General features: G+C 64.3%; 22 protein-coding genes. 8 read left to right on the plus strand and 14 right to left on the minus strand.

Annotation, left to right across the window (positions count from 1 at the left end):
- Nucleotides 1-387: 387 nt before the first annotated feature.
- Nucleotides 388-786, plus strand: a complete 399-nt coding sequence (locus AC07OX_RS04335; protein ID WP_062472018.1) for a hypothetical protein — start codon at nucleotides 388-390, stop codon at nucleotides 784-786.
- Between the two features lie 139 nt (nucleotides 787-925).
- On the plus strand, nucleotides 926-1606 hold the full coding sequence (locus AC07OX_RS04340; protein WP_495259990.1) for a GNAT family N-acetyltransferase: 681 nt from the start codon (nucleotides 926-928) through the stop codon (nucleotides 1604-1606).
- A 24-nt stretch (nucleotides 1607-1630) separates the two neighbouring features.
- Here AC07OX_RS04340 and AC07OX_RS04345 read toward each other — a convergent pair whose 3' ends face one another.
- Complete coding sequence (locus AC07OX_RS04345) at nucleotides 1631-2035, minus strand: OsmC family protein (RefSeq protein WP_495259991.1); 405 nt, start codon at nucleotides 2033-2035, stop codon at nucleotides 1631-1633.
- A gap of 179 nt (nucleotides 2036-2214) precedes the next feature.
- Here AC07OX_RS04345 and AC07OX_RS04350 point away from each other — a divergent pair, with 179 nt between their 5' ends.
- From AC07OX_RS04350 to AC07OX_RS04365, 4 genes are all read left to right on the plus strand, one after another.
- A complete protein-coding gene (locus tag AC07OX_RS04350) occupies nucleotides 2215-2424 on the plus strand; it encodes a hypothetical protein (protein WP_139702348.1) in 210 nt (69 codons plus the stop codon).
- Nucleotides 2425-2717: 293 nt separating this feature from the next.
- Nucleotides 2718-3182 (plus strand): hypothetical protein, encoded by a 465-nt coding sequence (locus AC07OX_RS04355; RefSeq protein ID WP_062471967.1) that lies wholly within the window; start codon nucleotides 2718-2720, stop codon nucleotides 3180-3182.
- A gap of 134 nt (nucleotides 3183-3316) precedes the next feature.
- Nucleotides 3317-5377, plus strand: a complete 2061-nt coding sequence (fusA, locus tag AC07OX_RS04360; RefSeq protein WP_495259992.1) for an elongation factor G — start codon at nucleotides 3317-3319, stop codon at nucleotides 5375-5377.
- Between the two features lie 73 nt (nucleotides 5378-5450).
- A complete protein-coding gene (locus AC07OX_RS04365; RefSeq protein ID WP_495259993.1) occupies nucleotides 5451-6014 on the plus strand; it encodes a hypothetical protein in 564 nt (187 codons plus the stop codon).
- Nucleotides 6015-6027: 13 nt separating this feature from the next.
- Here AC07OX_RS04365 and AC07OX_RS04370 read toward each other — a convergent pair whose 3' ends face one another.
- The 12 genes from AC07OX_RS04370 to AC07OX_RS04425 all read right to left on the minus strand — a co-directional run bounded on the left by AC07OX_RS04370 (nucleotide 6028) and on the right by AC07OX_RS04425 (nucleotide 19703).
- Nucleotides 6028-8415 carry a DNA polymerase II gene (locus AC07OX_RS04370; protein ID WP_495259994.1) on the minus strand — a complete coding sequence of 796 codons (2388 nt, stop codon included), beginning with the start codon at nucleotides 8413-8415 and terminating at the stop codon, nucleotides 6028-6030.
- 169 nt (nucleotides 8416-8584) lie between these two features.
- Nucleotides 8585-9514 (minus strand): amidohydrolase family protein, encoded by a 930-nt coding sequence (locus AC07OX_RS04375; protein WP_495259995.1) that lies wholly within the window; start codon nucleotides 9512-9514, stop codon nucleotides 8585-8587.
- A 37-nt stretch (nucleotides 9515-9551) separates the two neighbouring features.
- On the minus strand, nucleotides 9552-10604 hold the full coding sequence (locus AC07OX_RS04380; protein ID WP_495259996.1) for an NAD(P)-dependent oxidoreductase: 1053 nt from the start codon (nucleotides 10602-10604) through the stop codon (nucleotides 9552-9554).
- The gene (locus AC07OX_RS04385; RefSeq protein ID WP_495259997.1) at nucleotides 10601-11563 is read right to left on the minus strand and encodes a Bug family tripartite tricarboxylate transporter substrate binding protein; all 963 of its coding nucleotides are present in this window, start codon (nucleotides 11561-11563) and stop codon (nucleotides 10601-10603) included. Before AC07OX_RS04385 ends, AC07OX_RS04380 begins: the two co-directional genes overlap by 4 nt.
- Before the next feature lie 164 nt (nucleotides 11564-11727).
- Complete coding sequence (locus tag AC07OX_RS04390) at nucleotides 11728-12447, minus strand: enoyl-CoA hydratase/isomerase family protein (RefSeq protein ID WP_495259998.1); 720 nt, start codon at nucleotides 12445-12447, stop codon at nucleotides 11728-11730.
- Between the two features lie 63 nt (nucleotides 12448-12510).
- Nucleotides 12511-14040 carry a class I adenylate-forming enzyme family protein gene (locus AC07OX_RS04395; RefSeq protein WP_495259999.1) on the minus strand — a complete coding sequence of 510 codons (1530 nt, stop codon included), beginning with the start codon at nucleotides 14038-14040 and terminating at the stop codon, nucleotides 12511-12513.
- 109 nt (nucleotides 14041-14149) lie between these two features.
- Nucleotides 14150-15286: an acyl-CoA dehydrogenase family protein gene (locus AC07OX_RS04400; protein ID WP_495260000.1), complete on the minus strand. Its 1137-nt coding sequence runs from the start codon at nucleotides 15284-15286 to the stop codon at nucleotides 14150-14152.
- A gap of 142 nt (nucleotides 15287-15428) precedes the next feature.
- Complete coding sequence (locus AC07OX_RS04405) at nucleotides 15429-16640, minus strand: pyridoxal phosphate-dependent aminotransferase (protein WP_495260001.1); 1212 nt, start codon at nucleotides 16638-16640, stop codon at nucleotides 15429-15431.
- A gap of 53 nt (nucleotides 16641-16693) precedes the next feature.
- Entirely contained in the window at nucleotides 16694-17422 is a 729-nt protein-coding gene (locus tag AC07OX_RS04410; protein WP_495260002.1) for an amino acid ABC transporter ATP-binding protein, read from the minus strand.
- Entirely contained in the window at nucleotides 17419-18156 is a 738-nt protein-coding gene (locus AC07OX_RS04415) for an amino acid ABC transporter permease (RefSeq protein ID WP_495260003.1), read from the minus strand. Before AC07OX_RS04415 ends, AC07OX_RS04410 begins: the two co-directional genes overlap by 4 nt.
- Nucleotides 18153-18854 carry an amino acid ABC transporter permease gene (locus tag AC07OX_RS04420; protein WP_495260004.1) on the minus strand — a complete coding sequence of 234 codons (702 nt, stop codon included), beginning with the start codon at nucleotides 18852-18854 and terminating at the stop codon, nucleotides 18153-18155. Before AC07OX_RS04420 ends, AC07OX_RS04415 begins: the two co-directional genes overlap by 4 nt.
- Before the next feature lie 33 nt (nucleotides 18855-18887).
- A complete protein-coding gene (locus tag AC07OX_RS04425) occupies nucleotides 18888-19703 on the minus strand; it encodes an ABC transporter substrate-binding protein (RefSeq protein WP_495260005.1) in 816 nt (271 codons plus the stop codon).
- Between the two features lie 174 nt (nucleotides 19704-19877).
- On the opposite strand from AC07OX_RS04425, the gene AC07OX_RS04430 reads away from it, so the two are divergent.
- Nucleotides 19878-20816, plus strand: coding sequence for a LysR family transcriptional regulator (locus AC07OX_RS04430; RefSeq protein WP_308789331.1), 939 nt, complete (start codon nucleotides 19878-19880; stop codon nucleotides 20814-20816).
- A complete protein-coding gene (locus AC07OX_RS04435) occupies nucleotides 20813-20956 on the plus strand; it encodes a hypothetical protein (RefSeq protein WP_240531145.1) in 144 nt (47 codons plus the stop codon). The genes AC07OX_RS04430 and AC07OX_RS04435 overlap by 4 nt, the downstream gene beginning before the upstream one ends.
- A gap of 17 nt (nucleotides 20957-20973) precedes the next feature.
- Here AC07OX_RS04435 and mrdA read toward each other — a convergent pair whose 3' ends face one another.
- Entirely contained in the window at nucleotides 20974-22950 is a 1977-nt protein-coding gene (gene mrdA / locus AC07OX_RS04440) for a penicillin-binding protein 2 (RefSeq protein WP_495260006.1), read from the minus strand.
- Nucleotides 22951-23015: the final 65 nt, after the last annotated feature.

The following is a 23015-nucleotide window of genomic DNA, read 5'->3' on the forward strand; positions in this document are numbered from 1 at the left end:
ACAGGCCGATCGGCCGACTCCGGAAATGGCCCGCGCCGCGCCTCCGGGAAACTTCGCGCGGCCTCGTCGCTTCGATGTAATTCGAAAGAATCAACAACATCCGCTTGCAGATGCGAGGCCGGTCGAGCACCCGGTTCGGCGGGCCATCACGCCCCCTGTGTACGCCCGCGCAGCTTCGACTGCTTAACCCGGCAATATTTAACGATTCAAGATAATTGTTACGTTTTTGGAGCATCTGCAGACCCCCGATTCCTGCCTTCGCGGGGGTCTGTTGCACAGGGCGCGGTGATACTGTTCCGGCCCCGAATCTTGCGTTCCTGGTGTGCGCACTGCGCGCCGGAGGACACGAGGCGTGGCACATCATCCAACTCGCTCATGTAAGAAAAAATGAACAAACTGCTCGCACTCATCTTCGTGGCTGCCGCCATCACCGCTTGCTCGAAGCAAGAGTCCACGCCCGCAGCGCCGGCCGCACCCGCAGCACCTGCTGCCACCGCACCGGCCACGCCGGCACCCGCACCGGCCGCCAGCGCACCGGCTGCTGCCGCGCCCGCTGCCACCACGACGGCATCGGCCGACGTGCCCAAGGAATGCCAGGAGTACCTGGACAAGGTGAGCGCCTGCGTGGGCAAGCAAAGCGGTGCCGCCGCCGACGCGCTCAAGGGCAGCCTCGAGCAGACCAAGGCCACCTGGGCCAGCTACGGCGCCAACGCCGCCCAACTCGGCGCTGCCTGCAAGGCCGCTTCCGACGCCTTCGCCGCACAAGCCACGGCCATGAAGTGCTGATGCACTGAGTCGCCGACGCCGGCGAGGTTGCCCTCGCCTCGTGACGCGACACACCTCCTCGTCACCGACGAGGAGGCGCCGCCCCCACATCAACGGTCGGCGCAAAACGGTCCCTGTCAGACCGCAAGAATCCAGTCCCATGACAGACCTCCTCACGAACCTCACCTGGCACGCCCTTTCAGGCCCGCATGCGCCCTATGCCAGCGGCACAGCGACCTCCCGCCGGTACGCCACAGGCTTCTCCCCCATCGTCGGTTTTGCCGACGCACTGCACCCCGACCTCGACGCGCTCCTGCCCTTCTGCACGCCGGACGAGCACTTCTATGCCATCGGCTGGTCGGGCACCGCACCGTCCACCTGGCAGGTCGACATGGAGTCGGTCATCGTGAAGATGATCTGGGACGCGACTGTGCCCGTGGCCGACACGCTCCCCGATGTCGTTCGACTGGGCGCAGCAGATCTGGAACAAGTGCTGGCCCTGGCCGACCTGACGCGCCCCGGTCCCTTCTCCACGCGGACCATCGAACTCGGCGAGTATTTCGGCTGCTTCGACGACAACGGCCGTCTCGTGGCGATGGCCGGCGAACGCATGGCCGCCGGCACGCTGCGCGAGATCAGCGGTGTCTGCACGCACCCCGACGCGCAGGGCAAGGGCTACGCGAAGCGCCTCGTCACGCGCCTGGTGGCGCAGCAGATGCAGCGTGGCGAAATGCCCGTGCTGCATGTGATGCAGGGCAACGCGGGCGCGCGGCGCATCTATGAGCGCATGGGTTTCCGCGTGCACAGCGAACCGGTGGTTCGCGTGATCTCGCGGCGCTGAACAGCGCCGCGCCTGCTGCCTGAATCAGGCCGCAGCCACCCCACGCTCGCTCGTGATCTCGGCGCCTTCGCGCATCGTCTTCGTGACGGGCGTGTTGGCCACCACCTCGAGCAGCCGGCTCCACTGCGCATCGGTCAGCGGTGCGCTGGCGTCCAGCACGCGGTGGATGTGCGCCTTGCCGTCCGCGTCTTTCGAAAAGCTCAGCTCGGCCTTGAACTCGCCCAGCTCCCAGCCCTTGCGCTGGGCGTACATCCGCAGCGTGATCGCGGTGCAGGCGGACAGCGCGGCCAGGTAGTAGTCATAGGGCGCCGGCCCCGCGCCCTGCCCGCCCAGCGACGCCGGCTCGTCCGCCACGAGCTGGAACTTGCCGACCTGGATGCGGTGGTTGAAATTGACGTCCGTGGAGACGATCGTTGCGGTGTGGCCCATGGGGTGTGCTCCTGTTGACAAGCAAGCATTCTGGCGCGGCCGAACGCCCGAAAACATCAGCGCCAACGCGGTTGATCCAGACGCTCATAATGCTCGCCGGGCGGCCATGCCAGGGGTCGCCAGCCACCCGGCACAAGCGGGTGCGCCGCCTTCCTGCCTGGCATCGACGGAACGACACCATGAGCGCTTTGCACATGTTTCTACCGGTCTCCGAGCCCGCGCGCAGCGAGGCGCTGGCGCTTTTCATCAAGACACACCACGTGCCCCGCCACCTCGTGAGAGGCACCTCGCGCAAGATGCCGGACGACTGCGGTCCCCCCGCGCCGGTTCGCACCTCGCAGGAACAACCGCAGGCCGCATCCGCCCAGCCATCGGCCGCATCGGCCTAGGGCGGACAGACCGCAAGGAAGACAGCCCTCGCCGCGCCGGTCGCGCGCGGCGCGTGTTCGTGCGCCCTTCTTGGCTCGCCTCCGGTGACCGGTGGGCATCGCGTGCCACATCGCCGCGAGGCAGCCCGTCTTTCCATTCGCCTACACCGAAAGCCCGGGATAAAACCCGCCTTCATCGGTCACACTGGCGACATCGACAAAAGAATGCGCGAGTTGTCGCGACATACTGCACGAATGCAAAAAAATCACATGGAAACGAGCCGCCCCACGCTGCGCTCGTTCCGCAGCCAGCCATGACGGAGTTGAGGGTCAGCTGGGAGCACACGTTCCCCGACGACGGGACGAAGCTGGTCATCCATTCGAACTGGGTTTCCAACACCCCCGCCACGCAGGCCTACCTCGAGGCCTTGGTCGCGCGGGTCGGGCAGATGGACCCGGCGCCCCACTGCGTTTTCGAGAAACGCCAGGCCGTCCCTTCGCGCTCGTTACCGCCGGACCTCGGCACCTTCACCTCGGCCGAGTTCTGGCAGGTGGCCGAGCTGCTGCACCTGCAAGCCACCCCGTCCCTTGCCGCCGCGCGGCTGGTGCTGGTCGAGGGCATGCGCCCGGCCAAGGCGGCGAGGCAGCTCAACACGAGCCCGCAGGCGTTGACGAACACGCTGCGCAAGATCCGCACGGAGCGCGCGACCTCCTCGCGGCTGGGCAGGTTGCCCGCCGACCGGCCGCCATCCGAAGGCACCGCGCCGCAGGAGCCCTGAGCGGCTGACCGGCGCGCCCTCCCCGGCTTGCATCGGCACGGTCAATCCCGTACGCTGCCCCGGCGTCGATGCGCAGCACCCGAGCCCTTGCGGGCCGCCGGGCCGGCCTTGCGGACGCGCAAAGGAGTCCCGCCATGCCAAGCCGATCGAACGGCCTCGCGGCCGAAATGGAAGCAGTGCGAACGCTGGCGCTGGTGGGCGCGGCGGCCGCTGGCAAGACCTCCCTGGCCGAGGCCCTGTTGTTCAAGGCGGGCGCCGTCGGCGCGTGCGGCAGCGTCGAGCGCGGCAGCACCGTCAGCGACCACGACCCGCTCGAGCGCCGCATGCTGCATTCGCTCAACGCCTCGGTGATGCACCTCACGCACGCCGCCACGCGCATCCACCTCATCGACACGCCCGGCGGCCCCGACTTTCTCGGCCAGAGCCTGCCGGCGCTGGAGGCGGTCGAGACGGTGGCGGTGGTCATCAATGCCGCCACCGGCATCGAGCCGATGGCGGTGCGCATGATGGCGTACGCGGCCTCGCGCCACCTGGCCCGCATGATCATCGTCAACAAGATCGATTCGCAGGGCGTCTCGCTGTCGGGCCTGCTGGCCGACATCCAGGCCACCTTCGGCCGTGAATGCCTGCCGCTGAACGTGCCCGATGGGGTCAACCGGCAGGTGATCGACTGCTTCTTCAACCGCTTCGGACGCTCCGACTTCGGGCCCGTCGAAGCGGCGCACCGCGCGCTGGTGGAACAGGTGGTCGAGGTCGATGCGGCCTTCGTCGACCGCTACCTCGAAGAGGGCGACGTCGACCCGTCCGAGCTGCACGCGCCGCTCGAGCAGGCGCTGCGCGAAGGCCACCTGATTCCGGTGTGCTTCACCTCGTCGCGCAGCGGCGCCGGCGTGGCCGAGCTGCTGGACGTGATCGTCAAGCTCCTGCCCGACCCGACCGAGGCCAACCCGCCGGAGTTCCTCGTCGGCGAAGGCGCGCAGGCCCAGCCCATGCAGGCCCGGCCCGACCCGTCGCTGCACGTGCTGGCGCACGTGTTCAAGGTCACGATCGACCCCTATGTCGGCAAGATGGGCATCTTTCGCGTGCACCAGGGCACGGTCACGCGCGACAGCCAGCTCTACATCGGCGACGGCCGCAAGCCGTTCAAGGTGGGGCACCTGTTCATGCTCCAGGGCAAGGACCACGTCGAGGTGTCGCACGCGGTGCCGGGCGACATCGTGGCGGTGGCCAAGGTCGATGAGATCCATTTCGATGCCGTGCTGCACGACGCGGCCGAAGACAGCCACGTGCACCTCGCGCCGCTGCCGTTCCCGGTGCCCGTGTACGGCCTGGCCGTGGAGCCCAAGCGCCATGGCGACGAGCAGCGCGCCTGGGAAATCCTGGGCAAGCTCGCGGCCGAAGACCCGTGCCTGCGCATCGAGCATGTGGCCGCGACCAACGAGACGGTGCTCTACGGCCTCGGCGAGCTGCACCTGCGCCTCGTGCTCGAACGCCTGCGCGAGGTGTACCGCTTCGAGGTCCAGACGCGGCCGCCACGCATCGCCTACCGCGAGACCGTGACCGCGCCGGCCGAGGGCCATCACCGCCACAAGAAGCAGACCGGCGGCGCCGGCCAGTTCGCCGAAGTCTTCCTGCGCATCGAACCGCTGGCGCGCGGCGCGGGTTTCGAGTTCGCCGACGAAGTCCGGGGCGGCGCCATTCCGAACCAGTTCATCCCCGCGGTCGAGAAAGGCGTGCGCGAGGTACTGGCGTACGGCGCGATCGCCGGCTACCCGGTGGTCGACGTGCGCGTGGTGGTCTACGACGGCAAGCACCACAGCGTGGACAGCAAGGACATCGCCTTCGCGACCGCCGGCCGCAAGGCCTTCATGGCGGCGATCCGCGAGGCGCAACCGGCCGTGCTCGAGCCGATCGTGCAGATCGAGATCGCCGTGCCCGAGCATGCCGTGGGCGACGTCACGAGCGACCTGTCGGCGCGGCGCGGCCTGGTCACTGGCACGTCGGGCCTGGGGGCCGGCACGGTGGCCATCGGCGGACAGGTGCCCGAGGTCGAGCTGGCCAACTACCAGTCGCGCCTCAACGCGATGACCAGCGGCCAGGGGCGCTACACCATCGCGCTGTCGCACTACGAGGCCGTGCCGCCGACCGTGCAGCGCACGCTGATGGGGCAGTACCGGGTGCGCGACGACGACTAGGAGCGCACCGGGGGCATGACGCTGCCATGGCCTAATGGCCGGCATCCGTCATTCGTCCCGCACGGGCTCCCCGATGAAGAAACTGCTGCCGCTGGTCCTGTCCACCCTGTTCGCACTGCCCGCCTCCCAGGCCCACGCCGCACCGCGCCAGCCGTACACCCCGGACCAGGCGCGGGCGCTGCTCGCGCAACTCGGTGCCCATGTGATGGTCATCAATTCCGACCAGACGCTGATCCGGAAAAAACCGGCGAGCGCGTTCGACGTGTTGACCTACTACCCGCTGCCCAAGGCCAAGGTCGACGAATACCAACGCAACGGCCACATCGTCAACACGAACGACGACATCGCCGACGCTGCCACCTACCGGATCAAGGACTACGCGCTGACCAACGAGAAGAACGAAAAGCTGCGCCTGAAGGACGACAGCGGTGCGTCGTCGCTGCAGGACTTTTCGCTCTGGACCTACGACAACGCCCTGAGCAGCCAGCGGGGCTTCTACGTGAAGCTGGACAAGCCTTTCGAGCGCGTCAAGGGGCACCTCACGGTGGTGTTCGAGATGCCCGGAAACCTCCGGCACGAGACGCGGGTGCCGGTCGACCTGTCCATTACGGACAAGGACCCGCGACCCGGCACCTGATCCTGCGGTCGCTTCACGGCGATCCTGGCTCGAAGAGCTCGCGCTGCGACGTCGTCAAGGCCGCGAAGCTGTCGCCCATGGGCTGAAGAATGGCATCGGCGATCGGCTGCAGTTGCCGGGTGAGGTAGTGCTCGTAGTCGATGCGCGAATGGCGGGTTTCCAGCGGCTCCGGCCCGTTGCGGGTCATGACGTACTGGATCCAGCCGCCCTTCTGGTACTGCTGGGTCCGGCCGACCCGGGCGTTGTGCTCGTCGGCGATGCGCGCGGCCCGCACCTGGGGCGGCACGTTGACCAGGTAGTCGTCGAGCCGGTGGCGCAGGCGCTTGCGGTAGATGAGCAGGTCGTCCTTGGCGCCCGCCAGCGTCGCCTTCGCATAGTCGGTCACGAAGGCCTTGTAGGGCTCACCCTGGAAGATGCGTGACAGCAGGCCCTCCTGGAACTGGCGCGCCAGCGGGGTCCAGTCGCTGCGCGCCATCTCGAGGCCGCGATACACCATCTCCTCGTTGCCCGCGGTATCCACGCTGAGTCCGGCGTAGCGCTTCTTGCTGCCCACCTCCGAGCCGCGGATGGTGGGCATGAAGAACTTCTTGTAGTGCGTGTCGACCTCGATCTCGAGAAAGCTCTGCAGGCCCTGTTCCTCGCGCAGCGTGCGCGCCCACCAGTCGTTGATGTCGCCCGCCAGGCGAGCCGCGACGGCATGCGCCTCCTCGTTGGTATGGGTGCGCCGGAGCCAGATGAAGATCGAGTCGGTGTCGCCATAGATCGCCTCGTAGCCCCGCTGCTCCACGAACTCGCGCGTGAGCTTCATCATCTCGTGCCCGCGCAGGGTCACGGCGGACACCAGCTTCGGGTTGAAGAACCGGCACTCGGACGCGCCCAGCACGCCGGCGAAGGAGTTCATGAGCAGCTTCAGCGCCTGCGACAGCGGCTCGTTCTTCGCCCGCTTGGCTTCGTCCCGCGCGTGCCAGAGCGTGGTCACGATCTGCGGCAGGCAGTGCCTGTCGCGTGAGAAGACAGTCTCCTGCGGTCCGTGGATGAGCCCGGTCGGATCGGCGGCGTTCGAGCCCTCGACGAGGCCCACCGGATCGACCAGGAAGGTGCGGATGATCGAGGGATAGAGGCTCTTGTAGTCCAGCACCACGACGGAGTCGTAGAAGCCCGGCTTCGAGTCCATCACGTAGCCGCCCGGGTAGGCCTTGCTCGCAATCTCGCCCACGTTCGGCGCCACGTAGCCCAGGCGATGCATCCGCGGCAGGTAGTGGTGGCTGAATGCGGCGATGGAGCCGCCGAAGTGGTCGGCCTGCAGGCCGGTGACCTGGGCGCGCTCCATCATGAACTGCAGCAGCTTCGCCTTCTCGAAGATGCGCAGGACCAGCTCGCAGTCGCGGATGTTGTACAGCGCGAGCGCGGGCTTGTCGTGCTGATACCGCCGCTCGATCTCCGCCATCTTGTCGTACTCATCGCCGATGGCCTTGCCTTCGCCCAGCAGCGTCTGCGAGACATTCTCGAGGCTGAAGGACGGAAAGCTCCACACCGCGGCCCGGAGCGCCTCGATGCCATCGAGGACGATCCGCCCCGGCGTGGGCGCGAACAGGTAGCCCTGCTTGCCCGGGTGCGTGCGCCACTCGATGGGCCGGCGCTCCCGCCCCAGCAGCAGCGGCACGCCGCAGTCGTTGGCGGTCTTCTGCAGCACGCGCAGGTCGAACTGGACCACGTTCCAGCCGATGAGGACGTCGGGGTCGTTGCGCTCGAACCAGTCGTTGAGCTGCTCGATCATGGCCTTGCGGGTCGGGCAGTAGACGAGCGAGAAGTCCATGGAGTCGCCCGGCTCGGGCGGCGGCTCGCCGAGCATGAAGACGACGCGCTCCGCCGTGCCGTCCAGCGCAATGGAATAGAGCCCTTCATGCTGGCTCGTCTCGATGTCCAGCGACACGACCTTGAGTACCGGTCGGAATTCAGGCGCAGGACTGAGCTTGCAGTCGACGAGCGTGGCGCGCTCGGCGCGCCCGCCTTCCACCCGCACACCGGCGGTGATGAAGCGCTCCATCAGGTAGCGGTCGTGCGGGCGCACGTCGGCTTCGAGCAAGGGGATGCCCTGCGCCTGCAGGGCGCGCGCCAACCGGCCGATCTGGCGGAAGTGCGTCGCATAGATGCCGAGGACGGCTTCCTGCTGGAAATTCCGGAGCTCCAGCTCGCGCAACTGCACGCCCAGCATGGCCGCGAGGTGGGCTTCCACAGCCGCCCTGTGCCGGGCGGCGACGAACGCAACGCTGCTGCGGGAGGTCAGCACCACTTTCCTCGGCCCCGCCTCGGTGGCCAGCCAGTACTCGATCTCGGTGCCGGTCGGTGCATCACGCCAGTGGCGCGTGAGGATGAAGCCCTGGAGGTCGGTGGAGGTCACGGGCGCTGGGCGATTCGGGTGGAACGGGAAGGCGGACGGGGAATCGGAGGATTCTCGCCCGGCCCGGCCAGCTGGCGCCCGGTGATCGCAACCCGTCCGAGCGGGACTACTGGATTGAACAGATGCGCGGACCGTGCCGAATCGCCTCCCCCCGTTCTCGCCCCGAGCGTCAAGTTCGGCGCTGTGGGGTTCCGGTCACGATGATCGGATCGACGGGATCCATGCGGACGGCAGCGCGCGGGAAGTCGAAAAGCTCCTCAGGGTTGGAGGCAAGGATCCTCTCGATGGCGCTTGCATCTTGGTCAAACCAACTCGCCAGAGCATTAAGCAAGACGCCAGCGTCTTGCTCCACCGAAAATCCCACATGGGGCCAGTCGGTTCCCCAGACCATGCGAGTTGGCGCTTCGGAGTACAAGCGCTGGGCGCGGCGGGCGATGCGAGGATCTCGAAGGTCGGCCGACAGGCGATAGCCGATCAGCTTGACCCACACACGGCCCGTTGACAGCAGCGACGACAAGACGCGCTCAGCCTCGCTGGACTGCTCCCCCAAGGACAACCCGCCGAGATGGTCGACGACCAGCGTGCAGGGCAACTGCTCCAGCGTTGACTTGAGCGAGGGCCACTGATCCTCCCTGGGAAGAATCTCGGCATGCCAACCACGGTCCGCCAGTTTCGGCGCCAGGACCTTCAGGTCGTTGAGATCGACGGTGCCGCCAAGTTGGCCGGACATGATGAATCTCATCCCCCTGACGCCCATGGCGTGCCAGGCATCGAGCTGTGCATCGGTCGTGTCCGCATCACCCACCACCACGCCACGCAGCACCTGCGGCTCAGCGCGCAGTGCTTGCTCGACGGCGCGGTTGTCCTTGCCATACACGCTGGCCTGAACGACCACCGATCGCTCGAACTTGATCGATCGGCGCAGGCGGCGCAGTTCCGCAGGCGGTGCCGGTGCGGGCTCGTAGCTCGCGTCCGGCACCGTGTTCAAGAAATCTTCAGGCGTGACATGGCAATGAGAATCGCACGCCCGCGCGGGGACCTGAAAGTCGGGGGCCGCATAGTGCTCCGGCGGCGGCAGGCAGGCTGCTGTCAATTGCATTGTTCTTCTCCAGACACGGTGAACACTTTCCAGGAAATCAGAGGCATTGGCACGCCGCCGAACGCTTGTCGATGACAACGTCGGTGAGTGCCTCGCGATGCAGGTAGCTGTGCACGTTGCGCACGACGGTTTCAACCCGGCGCGTTTCCAGTGCATCCGTCCATCCCGCGGCATGCGGCGTCATCACCAGGTTGTCCAAGGTTTCGAACGCCAGGCTGCCGGGTGCGCCCACCATCGAAGACGGCGGCGGATACGTGTACCAGGTGTCAACGATGGCACCACGAATTTCGCGCCGCTGAAGCGCTCCAAAAAGTGACGCCTCGTTGACGACCGGCCCGCGTGCAACGTTGATGAGGATGGCGTTCGACTTCATGCGAGACAGCTCATCCTTGTCGATCAGGTTCAGCGTTTCTGCGCCACCCGGTACACACAGGAGAACATAGTCGCTCTGCGCAAGGAGGGTCGGCAGAGCCTCCATGCCGCGCCACCAGTTCAGCTCGCGGGAGACGCCGGGCGATCGACTCACGGCGATCGCCTGCATTCGAAACGCAGTGGCCAATTGAGCGACACGTTGGCCGATTCTTCCGTAGCCCACCAGGCCGATGGTCTTGCCTTGCAACTCTCCGTGCTTGCGACCGACAACGGAGCCGCCGCCCCAGGTCCATCGGTGCTGCCGCAATTCGGCATCCATCTCGCGGAATGGAATCTCGGCGTTCAAGATGGCGCCCATCACGTACTCGGCGATGGGATCGCTGCCGTTGCTGACGTTGCAGACCACCGAGTTGGCTGGCACCCACTCGGAGCGCAACCAGTCGACACCCGAGAACGGGAGAATGGTCAGGCCGAGCCGGCGGCTGGCGGCGAAGGTCGCTTCAACGCCGAGGCCTTGTGCGTGTCGCGCCCATTCGGCAGATCCGATCAGGATTTCGGCCGCGGCTGCCTTGCGCGTCAAGCCTTCCGTGCCCTCCTCGGCGCACCATGACTCGGCAACCCAACCGGGGCCGAGACAGGCCAGCAGAGGTTCCTTGAAGACCTGGCTGTAGCGCCCAGCCAGTAGCAGCGTGCGAGGTGTTGGTGTCACGGCCTTCATACCTTCGGGATACCCAGTCGATCGACCAACTGCTTGTAGAGCGCAATGTCGGCAGCGATCAACGCCTTGGTCTGCGCTGCGGTGCGATAGACGTAGCCGAGGTCTCGCTCGCGGAGCCAATCCTGCGTCGATCGCAGCTTGGCGGCCTTCGCCAGCACCGTGGCGTAGTAGTCAACCACATGATCCGGAGTGCCCGCAGCTACCGCAGCGACGATCCAGGATTCACCGGTATAGCCCCTCACACCGAGTTGCGCGGTCGTCGGCACACCCGGGAGCGAGGCGAGAGGCTGGCTTGCGCCAAGCACAAGACCTCGCAATTTGCCCGACCGGATGAGGGCATGTGCTGCCGACACATCCAGCATTCCAACGTCGACGGCGTTTGCCAACAAGGCGGAGGCCACTTCACTGCCACCCTTGTACGGAATGGTCGTGGTCTTGATGCCCACCGTCTCGTTGAGCCACTCGGCTTGCAGCTGCAAGGCCGTGGAGCCGATGCCCAGGTTCAGGGTCTTGGGACGGGCCTGTGCTTTCTGGACCAGGTCTTCGAAGCTCTTGATTCCCGAAGATGCCCCCGTCACAAGCACAACGGGCCCTGTTGCCAGGACACCCACGGGTACAAAGTCGGTCAGGGGATCGTAGGGCAAGCTCTTGGCGATGGCGGCGTTCACTGCAAGCGTCGACGAACTCCCGATCAGCAGCGAATATCCGTCGCGCGCAGATGCAAGCACGTTCTGTGCACCGATCAGGCCACTTGCGCCAGGCCTGTTGTCAGGAACCACCGGCTGACCCGAGAGTTCTGCCAGAGCCTTGGCATACACGCGGCCGACGAGATCGGCGGCGCCCGATGGAGGAAATGGAATGACCATGCGAATGGGCCGCACGGGAAAGGCGTCGCTCTGCGCCGACGCCGCCCATGCACCTGCAGTCCACACCGCCAGACCGGCGGCCGCGAGCTGCACGGCGGATCGCCGACTCAGGTGGGTCGAGCGATCAGGAGCCCCTGGATGTCTCTCGGTAAGTGTTCGATTCATATCGTGTCCCGTGAATGTTCAATGCGCCCTGCACTGACAGATCAAGCGAAGGTCCAGGCTCCGCAACGCTGCGGGCCTGATGTAGAAGGCGTTCAACGGCCCTGAAACACCGGAACGCGGCGTTGTGCGGCAGCCCTCACGCCCTCCAGAAAGTCGGGATGCCGAAACTGCTCGCGTTGAACCGCGCACTCATGGCGATTCACTTGCATCACGTGGTCCGCGAATCCCGCTCGCAACGTGCGCCTCGTGCTTTGGACGGCACCGGGCGCCGAGCGCGCGATCTCTTCCGCCATGGCCAGTGCCGTGGCAAACGGGTCTTGATCCTCGGAAAGAGCGTCGATCAACCCCAGCGCCAATGCCTGCTGCGCGCTGATCCGCTCGCCCGTGTAGAGCATCCAGGCGGCCTTTTGCGCGCCCACGACGCGCGGCAAGGTGTGGCTGATTCCGAAACCGGGATGAATGCCCAGTCGGTTGAAGTTGGCGCTGAACCGCGACTGGGGCGATCCCACGCGGAAGTCAGCGACCAGGGTCAGCCCCAATCCGGCGCCAATGGCAGCGCCCTGTATCGCGGCAACGATGGGTTTCCTGTTCGAGAAAAGCCGCATGGCCTGCGCGTAGAACGGCGACGGGTCGAGCGCCGTGCTGTTTTCGGCTTGATCGAAATTCGCTCCAGCGCAAAACACGCTGCCGCCACTGCGCAGAACGATCGAGCGGCAATCCTCGACCGCATCGAAATGCTCAAGACTGTCGGCCAATTCCTTGACCAGCTCGATGTCGACGAAATTGTGCGGGGGATTGTTGATTTCGAGCACGGCAACATGCCCTGTGAGTTCACAGCTGACACGACAAGCATTCATGAAACGTACCCTCGAGTGCTATTGCGCGGAAACTTCATGGCGCCACAGTGCGTGCTCATCGTGCAGCCGTCGGCGCTGAACCTTGTTCACTCCGGTGTCGCGGGGGAGGCTCGCGATCTGGATGATTTCCACGGGCCGCATGATGCTCGGCAGACGCTGAATTGCTGCGAGCGTCTTCTCCAGGTCAATTCGAGGATCTGCAATCCACAAGACGACGCGTTGACCGCTCACCGCATCCGCTCTCGACCAGATCGCGAACTCGGACAACTCCGCTTCCTTTTCCAAAGAACGTTCCACGAAATCGATCGGAACGTATTCGCCGTTGACTCGAATGGATTCGCTCATCCGCTCGATGAAGACAAGGTTTCCAAGGTGGTCAACGCGGCCTCGGTCGCCCGTGTGAAACCAGCTGTCGGCGTCCGTCGAAGGGTCTAAAGCTCCGTCGCGAAGGTAGCCAGAAAACAGCGTGTCCGCCTCCCGCGCTCTGACATGGATTTCGCCCTCTTCGGATATCTTGAATTCGGCGTCGAAACGCACGCGCCCGGCGTAGTGGGTAGGGCCTTCTTCCGCCAAGGAGCGGTCGCCTGCGCGAACATGCCATGTGTGACAAAGCCCACCGGCTTCGGTGGACCCATACGCCGTGATTCCAATGGGAATTCCGAACATGCCCAGGAATTCGCTGATGGCGCCAAATACCACGCGCACCTGATGGCCCGCGCTTGCGTCGACATCCGCTTCCTTCATCAGCATTTGAAGGGGCGTGACATGCAGAACGAGCGCGGTCGCGCCGATCTGCTTCACGGTGCTCCAGAAATTCTGTGCGGCAAAACGCTGTGTCCCCAGAACGCCCGCGCCTGCAGTCCAGGCCGCCACGACACCGTAGCCGAGGGGGTTGATATGGAACATCGGCATCGGCGCAAAGACAACGTCATCGCGAACGTAGCCGAGAGAGTCGGCAATGAAGCGGCCCAGCCTGATGAAATAGGAGTGGCTCAGTGCGCAAAACTTGGGGCGACCCGAGGTGCCCGAGGTATGCATATAGCACGCGATCTCCGAGCCGTCGCAGGCCAGCCCCGTCAAGAGCGCATCGCCCTCGACTGGCACGTCTGATTTGCCTGGTCTCGGGATCTCGGCACTCTTTACAACCAAATGGCCGGACCACGCGTTCCGTGCGTCGATAGAAGCCCAGTTCGGATGAGTGGGTGCGCAGTACGTGTCATCGAAAAATGCAACGGCATCCGGATTCAGATCAAGCAGCATTTCCCTGATCAGGTCTTGAGGGTAGTGCGGATTGATGAGTGCCGTGCGGACGCCGTGCAACTGGCAAGCCATCCAGAAGATCAAATAGTGCTCGCTGGTGACCCCAACAAAAGCGACTGTTTGCCCCTTGAGAATGGCGCCAGACATCGATGCGCAAAGCGCCTGCGCCGTCTTGAAAGCATCTGCCATGGGGGCCGACACCTTGTCTGTGCCGAACACCGCTTCAGGCGATCGTCGAACGGCGTCCTGAATGAGGAGCGCCAAATTGCGGATATTTTGATTGAGCATTGCTTGGGTTCTCTGCAGAATATTTGAAACGTTTCGCCACCACTCTCTTCTTCAGAAGAAGGTGGGCAGTGACCTTTTGTCAGCCGATCGATTTGCAGGCTGTTTTCAATCAACCCAACTCCATTCGGCCGATGTATTTGCCAATCGTGTTCTTCAATATTTCCACCGACCCTCCCCCGATCTCAGCAACCTTGGCATCCCGCCAATAGCGATTGAAAGGCGAATTCACAGCCGTTCCGTATGCGCCGCAAACCTGAATGGCCTGGGACGTCACCCGATTGGCGACGGAGCAGCAAAACAGCTTTGCTTCACTGGCGTAACGCTCGGGCTCGCGCTGCGCCTCCAATGCGTCAGCCGCCGAGTACAGCAACAGGCGGGCTGCGTCGATGTCCGTGAGCATTTCTGCGAAATACCATTGGATTCCTTGAAAATCGAAGACGGACTGCCCGAAGGCCTTTCGGTTTTTGACGTAGGCAAGGGATTCGTCGAATGCCGCACGGGCCATTCCGATGACCATGGCCGCATTGAGCGTGCGCGAATAGTTCAGATTGCGCAGCACGACTTTCAGGCCTCCACCCGGTTCACCCAGAAGGTATTCGTAGGGCAAGCGAACGTTCTCGAGTTTGAGTTCCACGTGTGGCCCATTTCGCCCGCCAAAGGTCTCGCTCCTCTCTCCGACAAAGGTGCTCACGCCAGGTACTTCTCGCGGAACTGCAAAAACCCCCAGTCCTTTCTCGGTTTGGGCCAGGATGATGAACAGATCGGCACCACTCCCCGATGTAATGAATGATTTTTGGCCGGACAGGACCCAATGATCACTTTCGAGCACCGCTTTGGTGTCCAAGGAACGGATGTCGCTGCCATGATTTTGCTCAGTCAGTGCATATGCTGCTGTCAGGCCCTGGGAAAATTTTGGCAAGAATTCTCTTTTCAACTTTTCATTGCCAGATCGCAAAATTGCGTTCTGCGCCTGAAAATTCGAATTCAATGAAATCCCGACAGAGGCGCTGGCGACCCCGATTTCCTCGAAAAACGAAACCACTCGCCGGAATGAGCATCCGCCACCTCCATATTCTTGAGGGACGATCAACGCATTCAGGCCCTGTTTGGCCGCTTGCTCCACGACATCGGAGGGGTATGCATCATCCCGATCGAGTTGAGCCGCAGCAGGCTTTGCGTAGGTTTCGGCAAAGGCGCGAAATTCATTCACGGCCTGTGCAGGTTCAAATTCCGTCCACAGCGGCATTTTTCGTCTCCTATCTTGTCAATCAAGGGGTAAAGTTTTTGATTCCGTATCAACCAGAAAATCAGCGGGCTGTAAATCGCTCGGCCCGTACGGTGGAAATTGAGAGCCGCTCGCGCACGGCTGCGTCGTGTGGCCGGCGGATTCAGCAGGGAGAGAGTTCGGCGCAGAAGCGCTGGATGCGCTTGCAGGCTTCGACCAGGCTCTGCGTGCTCGCGGCGTACGAAACGCGGAAGTGACCGGGCATGCCGAATGCGCTTCCATGCACAACGCTGACGCCTTCTGCGGCAAGAAGCTCCAGCGCGAATGTCGCGTCGTCCTGAATCGGCTTGCCACTGGGCGCTTGTTTCCCGAAGGTTCCGGCGCACGATGGAAATACATAGAAGGCGCCCTCGGGTCGTGCGCATGCGAGGCCAACGCAGGCATCGAGTTGGTCAACGACCAGGTCTCGGCGTTGCTTGAACACTTCGCGCCTCGCCGCCAGAAAATCTTGTGGGCCTTGCAGCGCCGCCACAGCCGCCCATTGCGCGACGGAACTGGCGGCGGACGTCACCTGCCCCTGGACCACGTCCATCGCCTTGATCAAGGAGGCCGGCCCGGCCCCGTAGCCGATGCGCCACCCCGTCATCGCATAGGCTTTCGAAACGCCATTGACGATCAACGTCCGCTCCCGCAGCCGCGGCTCGACGGCTGCAATGGTTGCGAACTCGAACGCGTCGTACACCAGGTGCTCGTAGATGTCGTCGCTCATGACCCAGACGTGCTCATGACGCAGCAGGACATCTGCAAGCGCACGCAGTTCATCGCGCGTGTAGGCTGCGCCGGAGGGGTTCCCTGGCGAGTTGAGAACGACCCATTTCGTTTGGGGAGTGATGTGCCGCTCGAGCGCTTCCGGTGTCAGCTTCAGGCCGTTGGCGGCGGTCGTCTGCGCAATGACGGAGGTCGCTCCGCACATGGCCACGAGCTCCGGATACGAGACCCAGTAGGGAGCGGGAATCAGCACCTCGTCGTGCTCGTTGAGCGTGGCCATGAACGCATTCGCGATGACCTGCTTGCCTCCATTGCTGATGATGATTTCATCGCGCGTGTAGACAACGCCGTTCTCCCGCTGGAACTTCTCGACGACGGCATCACGCAACTCGGGAATGCCATGGGTCGGCGTGTACCTGGTCTTGCCGCCAGTGAGTGCGCGGATGGCAGCCACCTGAACATGCTCGGGTGTCTCGAAGTCGGGCTCGCCCGTGCTGAGCGCAATCACGTCGCGGCCCTGCGCGGCAAGCTCGCGAGCCCGCTGCGTGGCGGCAATGGTGCTCGACGGTTTGATGCGAGCCAGAGACTTGGAAAGAAAATTGGACATGACGACTCCTGTGCAGCTACGCACAATCGGCTTGATCGGAATGCGGCCGGGACTCAGGGGCGCCGAACTTCGGCGATGAATTTCCGGGCGCGGGGGTGTTGTGGATTGGCGAAGAACTGATCGGGAACGGCACGCTCGACGATCGCCCCCGCGTCCATGAACAAGATTCGGTCGGCCACTTCTTTCGCGAAACCCATCTCGTGGGTCACGCACATCATGGTCATGCCATCCAAGGCCAGCTGCTTCATGACGGCCAGGACCTCACCCACCATCTCAGGGTCCAGCGCGCTCGTGGGTTCATCGAAAAGCATCACCGGCGGACGCATCGCGAGCGCTCTGGCAATCGCCACACGCTGCTGCTGGCCTCCCGAGAGCTGTGGCGGGTAGGCATCCGCCTTGTGCGCCAAGCCAACCTTCACCAGCAACTCCATTGCGCGCTCGCGCGCCTCGCTCTGGCTCACCTTCGCCACCGTCATGGGCGCCAGCTCGAGATTGCGCATGACACTCAAATGGGGGAAGAGATTGAAGCTCTGGAAGACGAAGCCAATGCGACTGCGCAAGCTGTTCACGTCAGTCTTCGGGTTGTGCACGTCTTCGCCGTTGACCATGACGCGGCCCTTCGAAATCGGCTCCAGCCGATTGACCGTTCGGATCAACGTGGACTTGCCGGAACCCGAGGGCCCGCACACCACCACCACCTCGCCTTGCTTGACGGTTTCGTTGATCTGGTTGAGGGCTTGATAGCCGCCGTAGAACTTGTCCACGTTGTCGAAGGTGATCATGTCGTGGCCTCTTTGGACACCAGGCGCTGGAGGGGGGTCGGCACGTCGGGCGTGCAGCGTGCTTGGTTCAACTTCTTTTCCAACCGGGAAACAGCCAATCCCAGCGTCCAGCAGAGGACGAAATAGGTGATGGCCAGAATCAGATACACCTGAAATGGGCGGGTGAGCAGTTGGGCGTTGATCTGGTAGGCCGAATAGGTCAGCTCTCCGACGCTGATGATGTAGCCGAGCGACGTGTTCTTGATCAGGTTGATCAACTGGTTCAGGATGCTCGGGATCATGTTGACGAGTGCCTGCGGCAGGATCACCTTGCGCATCGTTGCAAAGTAGGTCATCCCCAACGATCGAGCGGCCTCGACCTGGCCCTTGGGGACAGCCACGATGCCCGCCTTCACGACCTCCCCCATGAAGGCGAGCTCGTAGACGACAAGGGCGACGATCAAGGTGGTGATCCCGGAGATGCTGTGCCCCACGACCATCGGCACGATGAAGTAGGCCCAGAAGATCAGCATCAGGACAGGCAGGCCGCGCACGGCGTAGACGACAGCGGTCGCCGGGTACTGAATAGCCTTGATGGGGGACGTCCGGGCCACCCCCATCACGACGGCGAGGGGAAACGAAAGCAGCAGCCCCGACACGGCGAGAAACAGCGTGAGCGCCAAGCCGCCAACGGGACCGTTCGGAAATTGGCCGACCAGGAGCAGAAGCCCATAGTCACGAAGGATGTCGATCATCGGACACCTCGCAGCGGATCCAGGCGAACGCTCCAGGCGTGGCCGATGCCCATCAGCGCGAAGGAGCAGACCCAGTAGAAGATCGATGCAATGGCGTAGACCTCGAAGGTGCGAAAACTCTCGCTCTCGATCTGGTGGGCCGCGTAGGTCAGTTCGGCGAGGCCGATCGCCATGGCCAAGCTCGTTGCCTTGAACAGCCCGAGAGTCTGGTTGGTCAAAGGCGGCACTGCGACGCGAAGTGCCTGCGGAAGAACGACGAAGCGCATCGCCTTGGCGTAGGACAGGCCCAACGCTCGCGCCGCCTCCATCTGCGTGGGCGACAGGGACCGCACACCACTGCGCAGATCCTCCGACATGAAGGCCGCCGCGTTCAGCGTCAGCGCGATCCAGACGAAGATGAATTCGCTCCCATGGGCGTTGATCCACGCCTGCCAGGCCTCGGGCAGCACCTGAGGCACGCCGAAGTACCAGATGAAGATCTGGACCAGGCCAGGCACGTTCCGGTGATAGCCAACGAACCCTTTGGAGACGGCATGGAGTCCGGCCAGACCGGACTGCCGCATGGAAACGACGACAAGTGCCAGAAGGAGGCCCGACACCCATGCAGCCGCGAAGAGCACGAGTGTGTTGCACGCGCCGGCGATCAACCAGTCCAGATAGCGGCCGTTCAACACGGCCCCGAAATTCAGATCAAGCATGGATGCGCTCGTGGCTCTGATTTGCGAGCTTGATCAGAATGCACTGAGCGGCGTCAGCTTCTTCTCGCGAACGATCTTCAGCTTCGTGTCGGGCCCGAACCACTTGCGCCACAACGCGTCGAGTTCCCCGGACGACTCCATGTCGCGCAGCGCCTTGTTCACCGCATCGAGCAGTTCGCTCTCGCCTTTCTTCACACCCAGGCCCGTGGGCTCGTAGACGAGGGACTCGTCGAGGAAGCGGAACTTGCCCGAGCTTTCGTGGAGCAGTCGCGCGCCAGGTGCTTGAGAAATGGCATAGGCCTGAACCTTTCCCTGTGCGAGCGCCAGGAAGGCCATGGTGCCGTCCTGGTAGGTCACCACTTCGGAACCCGCAAGCTTGTTGCGAGCGTTGAGCTCCGAGGTCGAGCCCTTGTTGGCGGCGATCTTCTTCCCGGCAAGGTCGGCGAACGTCCGGATGGGCGAATTGCTCGCCACGATGATCTTCAAGGGCAGCTGGTAGTAGATGTCCGAAAAGGCGATCTGCTCGGCGCGCTCCTTCGTGTAGCCCAGGGAGGCCGCCACCACATCCACACGCCCCAGCGCCAACTCGGGAATGCGAGCTTCGACGGAAATCGGGCGGTGCTCCAGTTCAACGTGGAGGTGCTTTGCGAGGCTCTTGCACGTATCCACGTCGAAGCCGACGTACTCGCGGGTGGCGGGGTTCTGAAACGCAAGGGGTTCCGCCCCCGTCAGCGTGGCGCACACCAGCTTGGAGCGCGCCTTGATGTCGCTGAGGCGATCGGCCTGTGCCGTGGTGGCGCAGACGCAAAGAGCGACGGCGATGACGCGAGTGAAAGTCAATCGGAACATGAGCGCAACTCCTGAAGCGGCTGGATGCCAGAGGCCAAGAAATGAGATGGAAGCCCGCATTCTGGAGACTTTGAAAAATTAAAAAAAACGATTTATTTTTATAGAATTGCATCTGTTTTTCACATATACCAAGGGGGAACCCGCAGTGCATGAAGTCCCACCGGCAGAACGAACATGATGTCGTTCAAGCAACTTGAAGCGATCTATTGGGTGGTCAAGCTTGGCGGCTTCTCGCAGGCCGCCGAGAAGCTTCACACCACGCAGTCGGCGATCTCGCGGCGAGTCCAGGAACTGGAGAGCCTCCTCGATACTTCACTGTTCGACCGCTCTTCACGCGCCGCCCGATTGACGGAGAAGGGGCAGCAGACCTTTGCGATCGCAAAGCGGCTTCTTGCCCAGCGCGACGAAGCGATGGAGCAGCTTGCACAGGCACAGGTTGTCGAGCGCAGACTGCGGATCGGCCTCACCGAACTCACCGCAATGACCTGGTTCCCGCGGCTGGTGGGCATGATGCAGGTCCATCACCCCCGCGTTGTGCTGGAGCCCGACGTCGACGGCAGCGTGACCATTCGCAAGAGACTCCTGGCCGACGAGATCGATCTTGCGATCGTTCCGGACGCGGAAGACGACAGCCGGATCACCAAGAAAGCCATCGGCAAGGTGGTCAGCGCCTGGATGTGCAAGCCCGGCATGCTGCCTGCGGACAGGACGTTGCGCCTCCACGAGCTGGCCTCGCATCGAATCCTGACCCAGGGCAGCCGCTCGGGGGCGGGCCTCGCCTCGGAGAACTGGTTCAAGTCCTTCGGCCTCACCCCGAAGCAATCGCTGCCCAGCAACAGCATCATTGCCATCATCGGCATGACCGTGTCTGGAATCGGGATCAGTCCCCTTCCTCGCGATTGCCTCGCTCCGATGGTCGACCTGGGCTTGCTGCAACCCATCAAGGTCACGCCGGCAATCCCCGACATCACCTACGTCGCAATGAGCAGGAGCGAGCAGCGAAGCACGTTGATCGACTCCACGGTGCTGCTTGCACAGGAGTGCTGCGACTTCACGCAGGTTTTCCAACCCGGCGCCATCCCCGCCGACGCCCCGGCGCCTCCCAGCTATTGATCGGACTTCGGGAAGCCGCGACGAACCCCGACGTCACCTTGCGCGTGTGGGAAGACGGCGAGCACACGATCTACAACCATGCGGCGGAGCGGACCGCCTTCGTGGCGGACTGGTTCGCCCAGCGGCTCGCACCGGGTTGAGGCTTCGCCCCGGCCCCTCAAAGCACCCCAGCCCCATCCCCCTGCGCGCCATCGTCCAGCACCGGCACCTCGCTGGCCACCAGCGGTTGGCCGATGGGCGCGCCGGCCTTCCCCACCTGGACCGCCGCCATGTCGGCGTCGTTCGGGTACTGCCCTGCAATCCAGTAGTCGAACACCCGCCGCACGATCGGCGCCGCGTGCGCCGCGCCGAAGCCCGCGTTCTCGACGATCGCGGCCACCGCGATGGTCGGGTCTTCGGCCGGGGCGAATGCCATGTACAGCGCGTGGTCGCGCTGGCGCGCATCGAGCGCCTTGCCGCTCGCGCGCGCCTTCGGGCTCAGGCCCACGGCCTGCGAGGTGCCTGTCTTGCCGGCCGAGGTGTACGCGGCGCCCGCGAACACGCGCGTGCCGGTGCCGCCCTTGGTGACCGCCACCATCGCGTCGCGCACCACCTCGACGTGCTTGCGCGCATAGCCCAGGTCCTGGGCCGGCGGCTGGACCTGCCGCACCACCTCGCCGGTCGATGTGTCGCGGATGGCCCGCACCAGGTGGGGCTGGTAGCGCACGCCGCCGTTGGCCAGCGTGGCGTTGGCCGAGGCCAGCTGCAGCATCGTGAAGCTGTTGTAGCCCTGGCCGATACCCAGTGAAATCGTCTCGCCCGGGTGCCAGGTCTTCATGTCGGCGCGCCGGTAGGCCGCGCGCTTCCACGCCCTGCTGGGCAGCACGCCGCGCGACTCGCCTTGCAGGTCGATGCCGGTGAACTGCCCGAAGCCCAGGGGCGCCATGAAGTCGTGGATCAGGTCCACGCCCATCTCGGCGGCCAGCGAATAGAAGTACGTGTTGCTTGAAAACTGGATGGCGCGGTGCATGTCGACGCCGCCCAGCCCGCCCCGGTGGCTGCGGAAGGTGCGCCCGCCGAAGTTGTAGAAGCCCGGGTCGTTCTCCACCTTGTCCGCGCTGCGCTTGCCGGTCTGCAGCGCCGCCATCGCCATGAAGGGCTTGTAGGTGGAGCCCGGCGGGTAGGTGCCGCGCAGCGCGCGGTTCAGCAGCGGGTTGTCGGGCGACTCGGTCAACGCCTTCCAGTTCTCGGTGTCGATGCCCTCGACGAACAGATTGGGGTCGAAGGTGGGCTTGCTCACGAAGGCCAGCACCTCGCCGGTCTTGGGGTCGATGGCGACCAGCGCGCCCCGGCGCTCGCCGAACATGTCTTCCACGAGCTTCTGCAGCTTGATGTCGAGCGACAGCATCACCGTCTGCCCCGGCCTGGCGGGGTGGCGCGACAGGCGACGCACCGCGTGCCCGCCGGCCGAGGTTTCCATCTGCTCCACGCCGGTCTGGCCGTGCAGCGCCTTTTCGTAGCTCTGCTCGATGCCGACCTTGCCGATGTAGTCGGTGCCCCTGTAGTTGGCGCGCTCGTCTTCCTCCCAGTCGTCCATCGCGGTCTTCTCGCGCTGGTTGATGCGGCCGATGTAGCCGATCACGTGCGCGCCCACCTCGCCGTGCGGGTAGGTGCGAAACAGCCGCGCCCGGATTTCCACGCCCGGGAAGCGGTAGCGCTGCGCCGCGAAACGCGCCACCTCTTCGTCGCTCAGGCGGGTGCGGATGGGCAGGGAGTCGAAGCTGCGCGAATCCTCGCGCAGGCGCTGGAAGCGGCGGCGGTCCTTGGGCGTCACTTCGAGCAGTTCGCCCAGCTCGTCGATGACGGTGGCGATGTCGCCCACCTTCGACGGCGTGATCTCCAGCGTGTAGGCCGCGTAGTTGGACGCCAGCACCACGCCGTTGCGGTCCAGGATCTGGCCGCGGTTGGGAACCACGGGGACGATCGCGGTGCGATTGCTCTCGGCCCGGTCCGCCAGCGTTTCATGGCGCACCACCTGCAGGTAGACCAGCCGCGCGCCGATCAGTCCGAATCCGAACAGCACCGCGCAACCGACCACCACCACGCGGCGGCGAAAAAGAGCGAGCTCGGCGGCGGCATTGCGGATTTCATTCATCGGGCGAAACGGGGGGAAAGAAGCGGAGAAGCCAGATAGGAGGCCCTGCTCGCCCGAAGGTTCCG

Source organism: Variovorax sp. GW821-FHT09D07, from assembly GCF_059416345.1.

Excerpts from the sequence above, each read along its gene's own strand:
- AC07OX_RS04335 (WP_062472018.1), top strand. The coding sequence starts at position 388 with ATGAACAAACTGCTCGCACTCATCTTCGTGGCTGCCGCCATCACCGCT.
- AC07OX_RS04340 (WP_495259990.1), top strand. The coding sequence starts at position 926 with ATGACAGACCTCCTCACGAACCTCACCTGGCACGCCCTTTCAGGCCCG.
- AC07OX_RS04345 (WP_495259991.1), bottom strand. The coding sequence starts at position 2,035 with ATGGGCCACACCGCAACGATCGTCTCCACGGACGTCAATTTCAACCAC.
- AC07OX_RS04350 (WP_139702348.1), top strand. The coding sequence starts at position 2,215 with ATGAGCGCTTTGCACATGTTTCTACCGGTCTCCGAGCCCGCGCGCAGC.
- AC07OX_RS04355 (WP_062471967.1), top strand. The coding sequence starts at position 2,718 with ATGACGGAGTTGAGGGTCAGCTGGGAGCACACGTTCCCCGACGACGGG.
- fusA (WP_495259992.1), top strand. The coding sequence starts at position 3,317 with ATGCCAAGCCGATCGAACGGCCTCGCGGCCGAAATGGAAGCAGTGCGA.
- AC07OX_RS04365 (WP_495259993.1), top strand. The coding sequence starts at position 5,451 with ATGAAGAAACTGCTGCCGCTGGTCCTGTCCACCCTGTTCGCACTGCCC.
- AC07OX_RS04375 (WP_495259995.1), bottom strand. The coding sequence starts at position 9,514 with ATGCAATTGACAGCAGCCTGCCTGCCGCCGCCGGAGCACTATGCGGCC.
- AC07OX_RS04380 (WP_495259996.1), bottom strand. The coding sequence starts at position 10,604 with ATGAAGGCCGTGACACCAACACCTCGCACGCTGCTACTGGCTGGGCGC.
- AC07OX_RS04395 (WP_495259999.1), bottom strand. The coding sequence starts at position 14,040 with ATGCTCAATCAAAATATCCGCAATTTGGCGCTCCTCATTCAGGACGCC.
- AC07OX_RS04400 (WP_495260000.1), bottom strand. The coding sequence starts at position 15,286 with ATGCCGCTGTGGACGGAATTTGAACCTGCACAGGCCGTGAATGAATTT.
- AC07OX_RS04405 (WP_495260001.1), bottom strand. The coding sequence starts at position 16,640 with ATGTCCAATTTTCTTTCCAAGTCTCTGGCTCGCATCAAACCGTCGAGC.
- AC07OX_RS04410 (WP_495260002.1), bottom strand. The coding sequence starts at position 17,422 with ATGATCACCTTCGACAACGTGGACAAGTTCTACGGCGGCTATCAAGCC.
- AC07OX_RS04415 (WP_495260003.1), bottom strand. The coding sequence starts at position 18,156 with ATGATCGACATCCTTCGTGACTATGGGCTTCTGCTCCTGGTCGGCCAA.
- AC07OX_RS04420 (WP_495260004.1), bottom strand. The coding sequence starts at position 18,854 with ATGCTTGATCTGAATTTCGGGGCCGTGTTGAACGGCCGCTATCTGGAC.
- AC07OX_RS04425 (WP_495260005.1), bottom strand. The coding sequence starts at position 19,703 with ATGTTCCGATTGACTTTCACTCGCGTCATCGCCGTCGCTCTTTGCGTC.
- AC07OX_RS04430 (WP_308789331.1), top strand. The coding sequence starts at position 19,878 with ATGATGTCGTTCAAGCAACTTGAAGCGATCTATTGGGTGGTCAAGCTT.
- mrdA (WP_495260006.1), bottom strand. The coding sequence starts at position 22,950 with ATGAATGAAATCCGCAATGCCGCCGCCGAGCTCGCTCTTTTTCGCCGC.